Source organism: Chitinophaga rupis, from assembly GCF_900109685.1.
GTDB lineage: Bacteria > Bacteroidota > Bacteroidia > Chitinophagales > Chitinophagaceae > Chitinophaga > Chitinophaga rupis.
Genome location: NZ_FOBB01000001.1, coordinates 1,481,686 through 1,495,784, shown reverse-complemented (window position 1 = coordinate 1,495,784; position 14,099 = coordinate 1,481,686). Strand labels below are relative to the sequence as shown.

Genomic DNA, 14,099 nt, shown 5'->3' with positions numbered 1-14,099 from the left:
ATGGTATAAATACATTGGCCGCAGCTACAAAAACAGCTGCGGCTTTTTTATTTGTTGATCTTATCACTCACGATTACCTGCACTGCCTCGCTATTATGTGTGGGCGGCAATATGCCGGCAAATACGCAGAACTTCAGCTGGTAAGTGCCTGGCTGCTCCGGCATGATCACCTCCATACGGATAATACGGCGTTCAATAGCTTTGAACAGATCTATGGAGCTTTTCACCGCCGGCAGCCCGTCCCTGTTATGCACAAATGCATATCCCAGCAGGGCTTTATAGGCTGTATCCTGCGGAATGGGACGCCCGTAACCGTTGCGTACTTTCAGTATAAAGGTCATATGCTCACCGGGCCGGGCCTGCACCTTTTTCATGGCTGGTATCAGGCGGCTCAGGGAGTAAGAATAGTATCGCGGTATATTGTAATAGTCCCAGGTGCCTTTTACCGTTTTTATGCTATCTGTAATAGGCAGCTCCGGTCCAGGCTGAAAAGCCAGCATTACAGGTTTACCCCACAGCTGTGTTTCCGTATCCCAGAAATTATACTGGCTGCGCCGTGCATAACGGCTGTTCAGGCTATAGGATAAGGTACCCGGCGCATAGAACATGTATTTGGAAGGCAGCTGGTAGCTGTTCATGAACACCACCGGCTTATCACCTGCCTTGGCTTGCAGGGCAGCCGCCCACTCCCTGTTATGATGAATTTCCGGCCGTATCTCCACACCCGGTAAAAAGTCCCAGGCCATATACACACGCACCACCAATACAATAACCAGGGTTGCATAGGCCAGGTACCGCAGCAGCTTCCAGGACCCCCTGCGGCGGATAATAGCCTGGTGGGCCAGTATCACCGCCGGTACAAATACCATCACCGTCCAGTTGGCCTCTACGCGGCCTTTATAGGTGCTGAGCAGGAAAAAAGCCAGCACCCCGATCAGGGTTACTTTTAGCGTACGTTCAAAGCTGCTTTGTATGGGACAGATAAAGGCGTAATACAACAGCAGCCAGCCTGCAAGTGGACCAAACAATAACAGCTGCCCTAACAAATATTCGAGGGTATAGCTAATATCATAGCTGGGTGCATTACGCTCTACCAGGTGATATTGCAGAGTAGGGAAACCATGCGCCACCTGCCAGTAAATATGCGGCAGGAATAAGACCGTGGTAATGATCACTGCTACATAGAACTTAAATACCCGCAGCAGGTTAGGGTTAGATACTACGGTAAAGAACACCAGCAGTATGCCATGGTATTTACTGTAAAACAGCAGGGCCATGCTAATGCCCAGCAGCAGCGTATTACGCCAGCTTTGCTGTTCTATGAACAAGCGGTAGATCCAGAAGTATAAAGCGGCAAAGAAGATCAGCGGTACATCCGGCACGGCCAGCATGCCCCCTATTTGCATAGCGCCCATAGCGCACAGCACCATGTAAAAAAGGCGGTTATGCTTTTGGGGTATCAGGCGCCAGGTGATCCAAAGGGTACAAACATTCAGCACTACCATTAGCAGGCGCACGCCAAACTCATTGTGAAACAGGGCATAACCCATTTTTATGAGCAGGGCTATCATGGGCGGATGATCGAAATAACCCCAGTCCAGGTGGCGGGAGTATACCCAGTAATAGGCCTCATCATCCATTAGCTCCGTTACGCCTGCCTGCACCAATGCCAGCACCAGCCAGCCCAGTAAAAAACTATTCCTGTAATGATCTTTGGTGAAAAAACGCGTTAGTGCCGACATATCTTCCTTGAACAGATTAAGAAATTGTTAAGCGCGAAGATACTAAAACGGAGCAGCATACCATCTTTCCTCATTCCGTAATGGTCTGCACCACCTGCAGCTGTTCGTTAAAAGCCACCATGGCAGCCCGGTAACCGGCGCTGATGCGGCCCAGCTCATTTTCCATCCCGGCCAGGGCGGCAGGGTAAGCAGAGGCCATGCGCAATGCCTCGTCCAGGGGAATGCCTACCTTTTCCACACAGTTCTTTACCGCCTGCATCATGGTCAGGCAGGAACCGGACAGGGTACCCTGGGCATTCACATAACGGTCTTTATCAAAAATGTAAATGTAGTCGCCGCTGCGGGCTTCCGCCACTGCATCTGTGATCAGGAACAACCGCTGCCCCATGATCTTTTTACTGATGCGGATAGCAGAGAAATCAACATGGATCCCGTCTGCTACTACGCTGGCGCATATACGATCATGATCATAAATAGCGCCTACCATGCCCGGCGCCCGGCTTTGCAGGGCCGACATGGCGTTGAACAGGTGTGTGGCAGTTGGAATACCCCGTTCAAAAGCAGCATAGGCCTGCTCATAGGTAGCATTACTATGCCCGGCAGATACCAGTATGCCGGCATCCTGTAGCTGTTTTACCAGCTGCGGATCACAGCGCTCCGGCGCTAAGGTCATCATTTTAATAACGTCCCGGCCGTGTTCCAGTAACCAGTTTATATCCTCTTGTGTTGGGGAAGTAATATATTGTTCCAGGTGCGCGCCCTTTTTTGCCGGGTTCATAAAAGGCCCTTCCAGGTGCAGGCCCAGCACACCTTTGCCGCCCTGTTGCCAGTAGTCTTTCACCGCCTGCATAGAGCGTAACATTACCTCCCGGGAGGTGGTAGGTATGGTAGGCATAAAATAAGCAGCGCCGCCGCTCACACAATATTCATAGGTACCTTTCAGCGATGCTGCATCCGTACTAAAAGGAAACAGGTGGCCGTTCCCTCCATAGATCTGCAGGTCTATTAACGCCGGCGCCAGGGTAGCTCCGCCCAGGTCTATCTCCTGAGTGCCGGAAGGCACTTCCGTAGCGGGCAGCAGGCCCACAATACGCCCATTATCGGTCAATACTGCGTGGTTGTCCAGGAAACGGTCGCCGGTGAAAATGCGTGCATTGGTGTAAGTAACTGACATGCTGGCAAAGTTAAATTTCGTATAGCTCTAAGGGTAGTCCGTCAGGGTCGGTAAAAAAAGTGAAGCGCTTACCCGTGTAAGGGTCCACACGTATGGGTTCCGGTGTTACGCCACTTGCCTGTAGCTGCGCTACGGCCGTATCCACATCCTGCACCGTAAAGGCCAGGTGCCGCAATCCCTGCGCTTCCGGCCTGCTGGGCCGGGGTGGCGGCTCGGGGAAAGAGAACAGCTCTATTACATATTGTGTACCCAAAGCCAGGTCCAGCTTCCAGGACCGGCGTTCCTCCCGGTATACTTCCCGCACTATCTGCATACCCAATACCTGTGTGTAAAAGGTTTTACTGCGTTCGTAGTCAGAACAGATAATGGCAATGTGATGAATACCGGAAAGCAAAGACATGGAATATAATTAGGAAGTTTGTAAACCCGGGAAAGGCCCCGAGCTCCGTATGACTACAATACCTGGAACCTGTCCGCATCCTTCAGGAAAGGCAGGTTTTTCCGTACCTCCTCCAGCCGTGCGCGTTCCAGCGTGTAGGTGAATATATCTTCATCATGCGCTTTCTGGTAAATGATCTCGCCCATGGGATCTATAATGCTGCTATCGCCACTGTGGTAAATGTTGTTGCCATCATTCCCCACGCGGTTCACGCCAATTACAAAAGCCTGGTTTTCTATTGCGCGGGCCTGCAGCAGCGTTTTCCAGGGGGTATTGCGCCGTTCCGGCCAATTAGCCACATTGATCAGCACATCGTAGGCCGGGGCCCCGGTTTCCGCAATAATGGCGTTGCGCGCCCATACTGGGAAGCGCAGATCATAACAAACAGAAAGGTTTATTTTCCAGCCCTTTACCTGTGCTATCAGGCGTTTGTCGCCGGGCAGGTAATGCTCATGCTCGCCGGCATATCCAAACAGGTGGCGTTTATCATAAATGCCATATACGCCATTGGGCTGCATCCATATCAGGCGGTTCACATAGCGGTCGCCATCTTTTATAATGAGGCTACCGGTGATGATCACATTTTTTTCTGCCGCTTTTTTCTTCATCCACTGTACGGCGCTGCCATCCATCGTTTCCGCCAGCCTGGCTGACTGCATGCTAAAACCGGTGCTGAACATTTCCGGCAGCACAATCACTTCTGTACGTTCAGGGATCGAATTGATCTTTTCATCGAACATACGCAGGTTCTCCGCTATATTCTCCCAATGCAGCTGCGACTGTATAAGTGTTACTTTCAGATCTGACATAATGCTTATGATTACGAACGGTCAATTCGTAGTTAACAAATGTACGCTCTACGGGCTTAAAAACTTTTAAATTTTATGGCTTGTCATTTACAATTTGTTCAAGCGCGGCCTGGGCCAGCTCCGGCTCAAAGCCCTTTTGTACCAAGTATTGAATGGTTTTCAGCTTTTGTTTCAGGGGATGTTCCCCTTCCAGGGAGGCATATTTTTTGGCGGCCTGCCGTTCCAGCGTATCCCGGTAATCATCCGCATCTATTTCCTGCAGGCCCTTTTTAATGCAGTAGGGCGATACCTGCCTTTGCTGCAGCTCCATGGTTATTTTACGGCGGCCCCATTGTTTGGTGCGGAACTTGCCGCCGGCAAAGGCTTTGGCAAAACGTTCCTCATTCAGGAAATTATCAGCGATCAGCTCCGCAATGGCCTGGTCTATTTCTTCGCCCCGCAGGCCCAGCTCCCAGCATTTATTATGTACCTCGCTATGGCAGCGCTCCTGGTAGGCGCAGTAATGGCGGAGCTTTTGTAAAGCAGCATTGTTCATTCTTAAGCTTTTAGTGGTTAGCTATTAGCTTTTGCGGCGTACCGCTTTGCATTGTTAAGCAGGATGATTGTTTGCGTTCAGCAATGGACTAAGGCCTGTCAGTTGGAAGCCCTCAGCTGGCTTTGGAAGCCTCGCCGCTCCATTGCAAAGTCCTATGGTATTAACTTTTAGCGGTTAGCCCTTAGCCATGTAACACAGCTAAATGCTAACCGCTAAAAAACAAACAAACTATTTCTTCACGATCATTAACCGTGCGTAGTTCAGCATGATCTTTTTTTCGCCGCCACCTTTAGGAAATACTACCGTGGCAATACGGTTATTGGGAGCGCCTTCCATACTCAGAATGGTTCCAAAGCCAAACTTCTGGTGCTCTACCTCCATACCGGCTTCCATTGTAGCCGGATCATCGGGCGCAAAACCAGGTGTAGGTACATGATTACCAACCGGTGCGGCGGGCTTGGGCGCCGGGCGTGCAGAGGATGATGAAGCGGAAGAACCCGCGGCAGGACCTGCAGGCGCTTTCTTTTGCATGCGGTCAAACATATTGTTGCCGCCATTGTTCCACAAACCACCGCCGCCGCCACCGCCAAAGCCACGTATGGCATTGCCGCCTGCATAGCTACGGTCTATAAACTGCTCCGGCATTTCTTCCAGGAAGCGGCTGGGCTCATTATTCACCAAACTGCCAAAACGGTAACGGCTGCTGGCGTAGGTAAGCCACAGTCGGGCTTTTGCGCGGGTAATAACTACGTAGAACAAACGGCGCTCCTCTTCCAGCTCCTCGCGGGTATTAATGGAAAGGGTGCTGGGGAACAGGTTCTCCTCCAGCCCTACAGAAAACACTACCGGGAACTCCAGCCCCTTGGCAGCGTGAATGGTCATAAGCTTTACCACATCGCTGTTCTCATCATTGCCCTGGTCTGCATCCGTGAGCAATGTGATCTGCTGCAGGTAAGAGCCCAGGCTTTTATCCAGCAGCTCCCCGTCTTCCGTAGGCGTTTCTGTAAACTCTTTGATGGAGTTCAGCAGCTCCTGTATGTTCTCATACCGGGCCAGGCCTTCCGTAGTTTTATCGTTAAACAGCTCTTTTACAATGTTGGTGCTTTTGCCCACCTGTACGGCTACATCGTAGGCATTATGCTTTTCCAGGATGGCCTGGAAACTTTTGATCATAGTTACAAAACCTTCTACCGCTTCCAGTGTTCCGCCTTTAAAGCCAAACTCACGGCCGCGTTCCAGCACTTCCCAGAAAGTAATGTTCTGCTCATTGCTGATGACCACCGCTTTTTCTATAGTGGTTTTACCAATGCCCCTTACCGGGTAATTGATAATACGTTTCAGGCTTTCTTCATCGCGGGTATTAATCGTTATACGCAGGTAAGCCAGGAAATCCTTTATTTCTTTCCGCTGGTAAAAGGAAATGCCGCCGTAAATGCGGTAGGGGATGCCTTTGCGGCGCAGGCTTTCCTCAAAGGAGCGGCTTTGCGCGTTAGTGCGGTACAGGATGGCAAAATCGCGGTTATCATAATGGTTACGCAGCTTTTGTTCTGCGATAGTATCTGCTACATACTTGCCTTCCTCATTATCCGTCATGGTGCGTACCAGCTTAATTTTTTCGCCCTCCATGTTGTTGGTCCACAGGGCTTTTTCTATCTGGCCTTTGTTATGCGCAATTACTTCGTTGGCTACGTTCAGGATGGATTTGGTACTGCGGTAGTTCTGTTCCAGCTTTACCACATGCACATCGTCATAATCCTTTTCAAACTGCAGGATGTTCTCAATAGTGGCGCCGCGGAAAGAGTAAATGCTCTGCGCATCATCCCCCACCACGCAAATATTTTCATGCACAGATCCTAACAGCTTAATGATCTCATACTGCGCCGGGTTGGTATCCTGGTACTCATCGATCATAATGTATTTGAACTTGTGCTGGTATTTGTGCAGGGTTTCCGGGAACTGCTTCAGCAGAATGTACATTTTATACAGCAGGTCGTCAAAGTCCATAGCACCGTTCTTAAAACAGCGTTTGGCATACATATCGTAGATCTTGCCAATCATGGGGCGGTTGGCCCGCATATCTTCCTGCTGTACAAAATTATCATGCTGGTATTCCTCCGGGCCCATCAGGCTGTTCTTGGCCGCGGAAATACGGTTGTATACAAAGTTGGGCTTGTAGTGCTTGTCGTCCAGGTTCTGCTCATTAATGATGGTTTTGAGCACGCTCTTGGCATCGTCCGTATCGTAAATGGTAAAGTCATTGGGATAGCCCAGGCGGTGCGCTTCTGCGCGTAATAACCTGGCAAATACGGAGTGAAAGGTACCGATGTAGAGGTTACGGGCTTCATTGCCGCCCAGTATTTTTTCCACACGCTCTTTCATTTCACGGGCGGCCTTGTTGGTAAAGGTGAGCGATAGTATGTTAAAGGCATCTACCCCATGCCGCATCAGGTGGGCAATACGGGTAGTAAGCACTTTGGTTTTACCGGAGCCGGCGCCCGCTATTATCATCAGCGGCCCGTTAATATGCATTACGGCCTCTTGCTGCCGTTCATTCAGTTCGTCTAAGTAGTTTGGCTTCATCAGGTGTAAAAATAACCAAATTACCTATGCCAAATGATAGTTGTTAGTAGTTAGTGGATAGTGGGAGGCGGAACGGCTTCAGTAGCGTGCAATGCGCGATTTCAGCATTTTACGTGCAAAGTGGATGCGGCTTTTCACTGTACCCAGGGGCTCATTCAGGATCATTGCAATTTCATAATATTTATATCCCTCAAAATACAGCAGAAAGGGTTGTTTGAAAATAACGGGGAGATTGTAAATGGCCATATGCACATCCTTTACGCGCAAACCATTTTCCGCATAATTGCCAATGGAGGGCTGCTGCTGATGCAAAAGAAAATCGCCCATCGCATTATCCAGCAGGCGGTACTGCCGGTTACCACGGCGGTAATTGTTAATAAAAATATTGCGCATAATGGTATACAGCCAGGCCCGGATATTTGTGCCGGCCAGGTATTTTTCCCGGTTAGCCAGTGCGCGGAATAAGGTTTCCTGGTAAAGATCTTTGGCTGATTCCGAATCCTTGGTAAGGGTAATTGCGTAGGGCCTGAGGAAATCAGCATTTCCCATTAACAAAGTGTTGAATTCGGTGGAACACATATGACGTTACTTTTAGGATTATACAATACGACATTGTCCTGCTGTTAAAGCCATTTATCCATTCCTTACGGTATGGGGGGTACGTAGCTCAGGAGATTTTTTTCATAACGGTAATACCTTTCTGTTTACCTGACAAAGCGGAGGGGCACAATAACTTGCATTCTACATTAGACTCTGATGACCGCTCAATGATTATTTCTTACAGATTAGCAACAGAACAAATACCAGGTTCTTCAATTTGATTCCGAGGGTTTCCTATTGTCTTGGTTGATTGCTGGTATTCTATTCCAACATGATCCGCTGCACTAACATTAAATAAATAAAAAATATTTTACTTATTTAATGCTTATACAACCATATCTAAGTTATTGAAAAAAAAGAGGATAACCTATTTTTTTTATGGCTATACGAAACGGAGAAAGGAGCAAATAAAGCTAATGTACCAATAACAAAAATGTGCAAATGAAACATGCAGTATATCTCTGCCATTTCATTTGCACATTTTGTATATCTGCATATTATTTCTCATGCCGGTCCACTGGCAACCGTTCCTCGCGGTTAGCTATTTCCCAGGCGGTATAAAACACCAGCTGGGCGCGGCGGGAGAGCAAGGGAAAATCTATTTTATCCACCGTATCGGTTGGCCGGTGATAGTCTTCATGCGTGCCGTTAAAGTAAAAGATAATGGGTATGTTATGCAGCGCAAACATGTAATGATCGGAGCGGTAATAAAAACGGTTAGGATCATCGGGATCATTATACTTATAATCCAGGTGGAATTTGGTAAAGGTATTATTGGCCGCTTCATTAATGGGTCGCAAGGCAGAGCTCAGCTTATTATCCCCGATCACATATACATAGTTCGTATCTTTTTCATGTATGGGATCAATGCGGCCTATCATGTCTATATTCAGATCCGCCACTGTTTGGTCCAGCGGGTAAACAGGATTATCTGTATAAAACTTAGAGCCTAACAAGCCTTTCTCCTCACCGGATACTGTCATAAACACCAGGCTGCGGCGGGGTTTATAACCAGCTTTTACCGCACGGCCAAAAGCGGCGGCTATTTCCATTACAGCCGATGTGCCGGAGCCATCATCATCTGCGCCATAGAACAATTCTTCCCCACGCTTGCCTAAGTGATCATAATGAGCAGTTACAAATACCAGCTCGTTCTTTTTATCAGTGCCTTCCAGGTAGCCTAAAACATTACTGGAACGCAGCTCCTTCACATCTTTTTTAAACTGCAGCCGCACCGGCTTTCTTATAACGCGCGGCTTTAGCTTATCTGCTGCTGCGGGGTCCAGCAGGGCCGCTGCATCCTTTATACCTAACAGCGCTGCTGCCATTTCAGGTGATATATAATATACATTGGTAGCAGCTGCCGGTGTTTGTTTGGGGTTACGCATGTAAGTAGGCGTTTTATACAAACCGTTACCACTTACTTTTTCCATACGGCTGGCTCCTTCATTTACTACCAGCACTGCTGCCGGCTTACGTTCCACCACTTCCATAATTTTTTTGTTTACACCTCCCCAGGCAGAGGGCCGGCGGGTGCCGGTAAGCAGGAAGGTGGTATCATCCTTATGCGGTTCTCCGGGCAGCAGCAATACCACCTGGCCGCTTACATCCAGGTTGTTGTAATCATTATACTCACCGGAATTAATGCCATACCCTGCAAACACTATCCTGGAAGTTTTCACCTGCTGGTTCTGGCAGGCATACAGGCTGCTGTAATAATCTTTGCCAAAAATATAGGAGTGCCCATCCACCACTATTTTGCTGCTGGTAAGCGTATCCTGGTACAAATAAAAATATTGCTCCCACTTGCCTTTGGCGCCTGGCTGTAAACCTGCTTTGGCAAATTGGGATATAATGTAGTTAGCAGCTTTCTGCTGCCCTTCTGTAGCGGTTTCCCGGCCCTGCATATCCGCGCCGGCCACTATCTGCAATTGCTCTTTTACTGCATGGGGGGTAATGCCTTCTCCAAAACGTGCGGCCACTGCCGGCTGGCCGGCCGGCGTAGCAATTTTTTCATCCTGCTGGGCCCATACATTCATGCACAGGAACAAGCCAACAGCAAGGAGTACAGATCGTTTCATAGTATCAGATTATTAGGAAGGATAATCAAGTTGTCGGTTATAAAAAATAAAAGCCGGGAGCAAGTTTTGCATACTCATCCCGGCTTAATAATTTGCTTTGTTATACGATGGCTGTATTACAGTGGTATCTTCTTACAAACAGGCGATCTTTCTCACCCGGTTCTCATGGCGGCCACCTTCAAACGGTGTATTGATAAATACATCTATCATTTGCCTGGCTACATCCGTATCTACAAACCTGGCTGGAATGCAGATGATGTTAGCCTCATTATGCCCGCGTGCCAGCCTGGCCAGCTCCTCGCCCCAGCAAATGGCAGCGCGTACGCCCTGGTGTTTATTAGCGGTAATGGCCACCCCGTTTGCGCTGCCGCATACCAATACGCCGAAGGCTACTTCCTCCCTTTCTACTGCGGTAGCTACCGGGTGCGCATAATCCGGATAGTCGGCTGAATCTTTTGAATGTGCGCCAAAATCTTTCACCTGCAGGCCCAGGCCTTCCAGGTAGGAAATAATTTCTTCTTTATACTCAAACCCGGCGTGGTCGGAACCTACAGCTACCGGTAATGACATGTTAAATAATGGTGGATGTTGCATTTGCTTTCACATTTACGATTTCAGATTTACGATTTGGGATTGAAATCTAAAATCGTAAATCACAATATCTAAAATCCTTAAGACCACTCTTCATCTACTACCGGGCGGCGATCGCTGTCATCCATATCTTTCAGCGCTTTCTTGGATATAAAGATACTGATTTCATACAGCAAATACAGCGGCGTAAATACGATCAGCTGATCCACCACATCGGGCGGTGTAATCACTGCTGCCAGCACCAGTATCACTACAATAGCGTGGCGGCGGTAAGAGCGCATGAAATCCGGCGTTAACAGGCCTATTTTAGTAAGGAAGAATACCAGTATCGGCAGCTCAAACAACACGCCCATACCCAGTATGATCTGTGTCATTAAAGAGAAATAATCATCCAGGAAGAACTGGTTCACCGCTTTATCCGTTACGGTGTAACCGGCCAGGAAGTTAATGGTAAAGGGCGCCATCAGGAAATAGCTGAATGCCACACCTAAAAAGAACTGGAACGATACCCAGAAAATAATGCCGCGGGCGCCTTTCAGCTCTCTTTCCTTTAACGCGGGTTTAATAAAGCGCCAGAACTCCCAGAAAATATAAGGGAAGGCCAGTACCAGCCCCAGTATAAAGGCTAGCTTAAACTGCAGCATGATCTGCCCGGCCATCTTAAAGTTCTGGAACTGCACCTTTACAGGCGTAATACACATCTTATCGCCCAGGCCTGCCCAGTGGCTGATCTTACACATCAGTATGTAAGAAGGGAAGTTGGCATTGGTAGGCCCAAAGATCACATTGTCCAGTATCTCTTTAGTATATACGAAACCAAAAATGCTAAACACCGAAATAGCTATCACTGACCGGATAATGTGCCAGCGCAGGTCTTCCAGGTGATCAAAAAAAGACATTTCTGCCTTGTCACTATTATTCGCGAAAATCTTCTTGAACATCGTATTAAAGTAGATCGGTGTAGAATGAAATCAAAATCAAGAGCACAAATATATAGAAAGGCTCCAAGCAATAGGTAAAAATGTAGATGAAGGCTTTATTTAAGACTTTAAGTGGAGGCAGCGGTGGTATAGGTGAACTACACAAGGGGCGTTGGGGTAGGTACAAAAAAAGAGCCAGCCCGAGAAGAATCAAGAGCCGGCCTTTCATCCATTGTTTGTTAACCCCAAAAAAGTTGAATTCGAGAATGTCTTCTGCTTCCAGATCTGCTGCTTATTCGATTGATGGCAAGCTTTCAAAATAAGTTTTATCTCTGGTTGCGTCTAAATTTCTATCACAAAAATAGAAAGAATTATTTTATTATCAACGTTGTAACAATATTTTTTACAACCCTTTAACAAAAATCAAATAATAGTGTTACATCGTCTGTAGCAAATGTATAAAATCCATGTTAAATTCCTAAGACTTTTTTTAAAACGATTTAGCAAATATTTTCACTCAATCGTTTTTGCAGGCTTTCCCTTCTTCACATTGCAAATATATTAAAAAAATATAGACAATGTCAAGGATTGGTTCTTATTTCTTTTTCAGGATTTGTTTATCTCTGCTAAACTCCGGAACCATAGCGGGTTGTATGCCTAGGCTAAAATTTTCATTTTCACCATTTCAATGCGCGTATCTGTTACATTCAGCACATCAAACTCATAATCGTCAATAATAATGCGCTCTTTTAGACGGGGAATGGTCTCATGGTGATTAATGATATAACCGGAAAGCGTTTCACTCTCATCCTCCGGAAAATCAAATCCATAGCGCTCATTCAGGTAATCCAGCTCCAGGCGGCCGGAGAAGATATATTCTTTTTCAGCAATCTGTTTTTCTACAAACTCCTCTACATCATGCTCGTCCTTGATCTCCCCGAAGATCTCTTCCAGCACATCCTCTATGGTTACAATACCGGCAGTGCCACCAAATTCGTCCACTACCCAGGCAATGCTTTTACGCTCTTTATTGAACTTGCTCAGCAGGTCTATAGCGCTCATGGTTTCCGGTACCACCATAATGGGATGTATGATAGCCGTAATATCCGCCGGGTTCTTGAACATATCCAGCTGGTGAATGTAACCCAGGATATTGTCAATAGTGTTTTCGTAAATAATAATTTTCGACAGCTTGGTTTCCATGAACTTACGCCGTGCTTCTGCAATAGGGCTTACTATTTCCAGCGCCTCTATCTCCTTACGGGGTATTAAGCAGCCCCGGATCTTTACATGGGCCAGCGACAGCGCATTTTCAAACAGCTCCGTATTCAGCTCCTGGCTTTCTGCAAAGTGCTGCTGCGACTGGCGTATGAAATGCTCCACATCCACCCGTACAAAAGAAGGCCTGTTTTCCATGATCCTTACGTTGAAAAGGTATTTCAGGATCCATTCGGAAATAGATACCAGCAGGTTGCCTATTACGTATAATGGTTTGGAAATAACTGAGATGGGTAAGGCAAAAAAGCTTAGCAGCGCTTCCGGCCGGGAGCGGAAAATGGCCCGGGGTATAAAAAAGCCCAGGAAAAGCACCATAAAGGTGGCGACTAAAACTTCCATTAACAGCAAAAGGGGCTGGTAGCTGGTGCTCAGCGAGGGCGTTACGGTAGATTCCCACAGGGGCTGGAAAATGCCCGCAAACATGATCCCGTAAATAACCAGTATAATGCCAAGGCCCAGCAGGCTGGTAGCCAGGAACCGGGCCGGGTTCTCATTAAAAGTAGCCAGGATCTTGCCGGTGGCCCTGCCCTGCTTCTTTTTAAGCTCAATACTCAGCTTATTCACATTGGCAAAGGCTGTTTCCAGACCGGCAAAAAAACCGGCCAGAAGCACCAATCCAACCAATATTAGGGTAGTATAACTGTCCATTCCAACAAATATAAGATTTTACATAATTGCGAATGACGCCACTGCAAATTGCATGCAAGCGTATTTCACCATTCACCGGTAATTAAGGATATTTCCTGAGGGAGAGGGCCCGTTCAGGGGGCCGTTAAATTTATATGAAGTTCAAAACCAGCGCTTTTACTGTAGCATATGCTTTTTCCAGGTCATCATTCAGCACTATTTCATCAAATTCCGGGGCAAAAGAAAGTTCATAGCGGGCTTTGGCCAGGCGCTCCTCCAGGGATGCCTGTGTTTCTGTTCCCCGCTCACTGAGGCGCTCACGCAACGCTTCCAGGGAGGGAGGCTGTATAAAAATGGTAAGGGCGGCCTGCTGGTACTTTTCCTTTATGGACACAGCGCCTTTTACGTCAATGTCCACCATGGGCACCTTACCCAGGTCCCAGATACGCTGTAGCTCACTTTTAAGGGTGCCATAGTATTTGCCTACGTATACCATTTCGTATTCTGCAAAGTCATTTGCCTCAATATGCTGATGAAATTCGTCGGTGGAAAGGAAGTAATAGTCACGCCCGTGCACTTCATTTTCCCGGGGGGCACGGGTACTGGCGGAAATAGAGAATGCCAGCTGCGGCAATTCCGCTAACAATCTTCTTACAATAGTGGTTTTACCTGCGCCGGAGGGGGCGGTGATGATGATAATCTTATGGTCCATCCGAGTGAATT

Annotated in this window: 12 protein-coding genes; all 12 read right to left on the bottom strand. The window is 47.6% G+C overall.

All coding sequences use genetic code 11. The features are described from left to right. Positions 1–47: 47 nt before the first annotated feature. Positions 48–1,742: an ArnT family glycosyltransferase gene (locus BMZ54_RS06045; RefSeq protein ID WP_089907447.1), complete on the bottom strand. Its 1,695-nt coding sequence runs from the start codon at positions 1,740–1,742 to the stop codon at positions 48–50. A gap of 70 nt (positions 1,743–1,812) precedes the next feature. Beyond that, complete coding sequence (gene nagA, locus BMZ54_RS06040) at positions 1,813–2,916, bottom strand: N-acetylglucosamine-6-phosphate deacetylase (protein WP_089907445.1); 1,104 nt, start codon at positions 2,914–2,916, stop codon at positions 1,813–1,815. Between the two features lie 10 nt (positions 2,917–2,926). Continuing rightward, complete coding sequence (gene gloA2 / locus BMZ54_RS06035; RefSeq protein WP_089907443.1) at positions 2,927–3,316, bottom strand: SMU1112c/YaeR family gloxylase I-like metalloprotein; 390 nt, start codon at positions 3,314–3,316, stop codon at positions 2,927–2,929. 53 nt (positions 3,317–3,369) lie between these two features. After that, the gene (locus tag BMZ54_RS06030; RefSeq protein WP_089907441.1) at positions 3,370–4,164 is read right to left on the bottom strand and encodes an amidohydrolase; all 795 of its coding nucleotides are present in this window, start codon (positions 4,162–4,164) and stop codon (positions 3,370–3,372) included. A gap of 73 nt (positions 4,165–4,237) precedes the next feature. Next, entirely contained in the window at positions 4,238–4,699 is a 462-nt protein-coding gene (locus tag BMZ54_RS06025; RefSeq protein ID WP_089907439.1) for a regulatory protein RecX, read from the bottom strand. 228 nt (positions 4,700–4,927) lie between these two features. After that, complete coding sequence (locus tag BMZ54_RS06020) at positions 4,928–7,279, bottom strand: ATP-dependent helicase (protein WP_089907437.1); 2,352 nt, start codon at positions 7,277–7,279, stop codon at positions 4,928–4,930. Between the two features lie 78 nt (positions 7,280–7,357). Next, entirely contained in the window at positions 7,358–7,858 is a 501-nt protein-coding gene (locus BMZ54_RS06015; protein WP_089907435.1) for an RNA polymerase sigma factor, read from the bottom strand. Between the two features lie 518 nt (positions 7,859–8,376). After that, the gene (locus BMZ54_RS06010; RefSeq protein WP_089907432.1) at positions 8,377–9,960 is read right to left on the bottom strand and encodes a M28 family peptidase; all 1,584 of its coding nucleotides are present in this window, start codon (positions 9,958–9,960) and stop codon (positions 8,377–8,379) included. 132 nt (positions 9,961–10,092) lie between these two features. Continuing rightward, complete coding sequence (rpiB, locus tag BMZ54_RS06005; protein WP_089907430.1) at positions 10,093–10,554, bottom strand: ribose 5-phosphate isomerase B; 462 nt, start codon at positions 10,552–10,554, stop codon at positions 10,093–10,095. 77 nt (positions 10,555–10,631) lie between these two features. After that, a complete protein-coding gene (tatC, locus tag BMZ54_RS06000) occupies positions 10,632–11,492 on the bottom strand; it encodes a twin-arginine translocase subunit TatC (RefSeq protein WP_089907428.1) in 861 nt (286 codons plus the stop codon). A gap of 636 nt (positions 11,493–12,128) precedes the next feature. After that, positions 12,129–13,397, bottom strand: a complete 1,269-nt coding sequence (locus tag BMZ54_RS05995; protein WP_089907426.1) for a hemolysin family protein — start codon at positions 13,395–13,397, stop codon at positions 12,129–12,131. Positions 13,398–13,527: 130 nt separating this feature from the next. Next, positions 13,528–14,088: a guanylate kinase gene (gene gmk, locus BMZ54_RS05990; RefSeq protein WP_089907424.1), complete on the bottom strand. Its 561-nt coding sequence runs from the start codon at positions 14,086–14,088 to the stop codon at positions 13,528–13,530. Between the last annotated feature and the right edge of the window lie 11 nt (positions 14,089–14,099).

Bases quoted from the DNA above. Each gene is read 5' to 3' on its own strand.
- gloA2 (WP_089907443.1), bottom strand. From the start codon at position 3,316: ATGTCTTTGCTTTCCGGTATTCATCACATTGCCATTATCTGTTCTGAC.
- rpiB (WP_089907430.1), bottom strand. From the start codon at position 10,554: ATGCAACATCCACCATTATTTAACATGTCATTACCGGTAGCTGTAGGT.
- BMZ54_RS06015 (WP_089907435.1), bottom strand. From the start codon at position 7,858: ATGTGTTCCACCGAATTCAACACTTTGTTAATGGGAAATGCTGATTTC.
- BMZ54_RS06045 (WP_089907447.1), bottom strand. From the start codon at position 1,742: ATGTCGGCACTAACGCGTTTTTTCACCAAAGATCATTACAGGAATAGT.
- BMZ54_RS05995 (WP_089907426.1), bottom strand. From the start codon at position 13,397: ATGGACAGTTATACTACCCTAATATTGGTTGGATTGGTGCTTCTGGCC.
- BMZ54_RS06025 (WP_089907439.1), bottom strand. From the start codon at position 4,699: ATGAACAATGCTGCTTTACAAAAGCTCCGCCATTACTGCGCCTACCAG.
- gmk (WP_089907424.1), bottom strand. From the start codon at position 14,088: ATGGACCATAAGATTATCATCATCACCGCCCCCTCCGGCGCAGGTAAA.
- nagA (WP_089907445.1), bottom strand. From the start codon at position 2,916: ATGTCAGTTACTTACACCAATGCACGCATTTTCACCGGCGACCGTTTC.
- BMZ54_RS06030 (WP_089907441.1), bottom strand. From the start codon at position 4,164: ATGTCAGATCTGAAAGTAACACTTATACAGTCGCAGCTGCATTGGGAG.
- BMZ54_RS06020 (WP_089907437.1), bottom strand. From the start codon at position 7,279: ATGAAGCCAAACTACTTAGACGAACTGAATGAACGGCAGCAAGAGGCC.
- BMZ54_RS06010 (WP_089907432.1), bottom strand. From the start codon at position 9,960: ATGAAACGATCTGTACTCCTTGCTGTTGGCTTGTTCCTGTGCATGAAT.
- tatC (WP_089907428.1), bottom strand. From the start codon at position 11,492: ATGTTCAAGAAGATTTTCGCGAATAATAGTGACAAGGCAGAAATGTCT.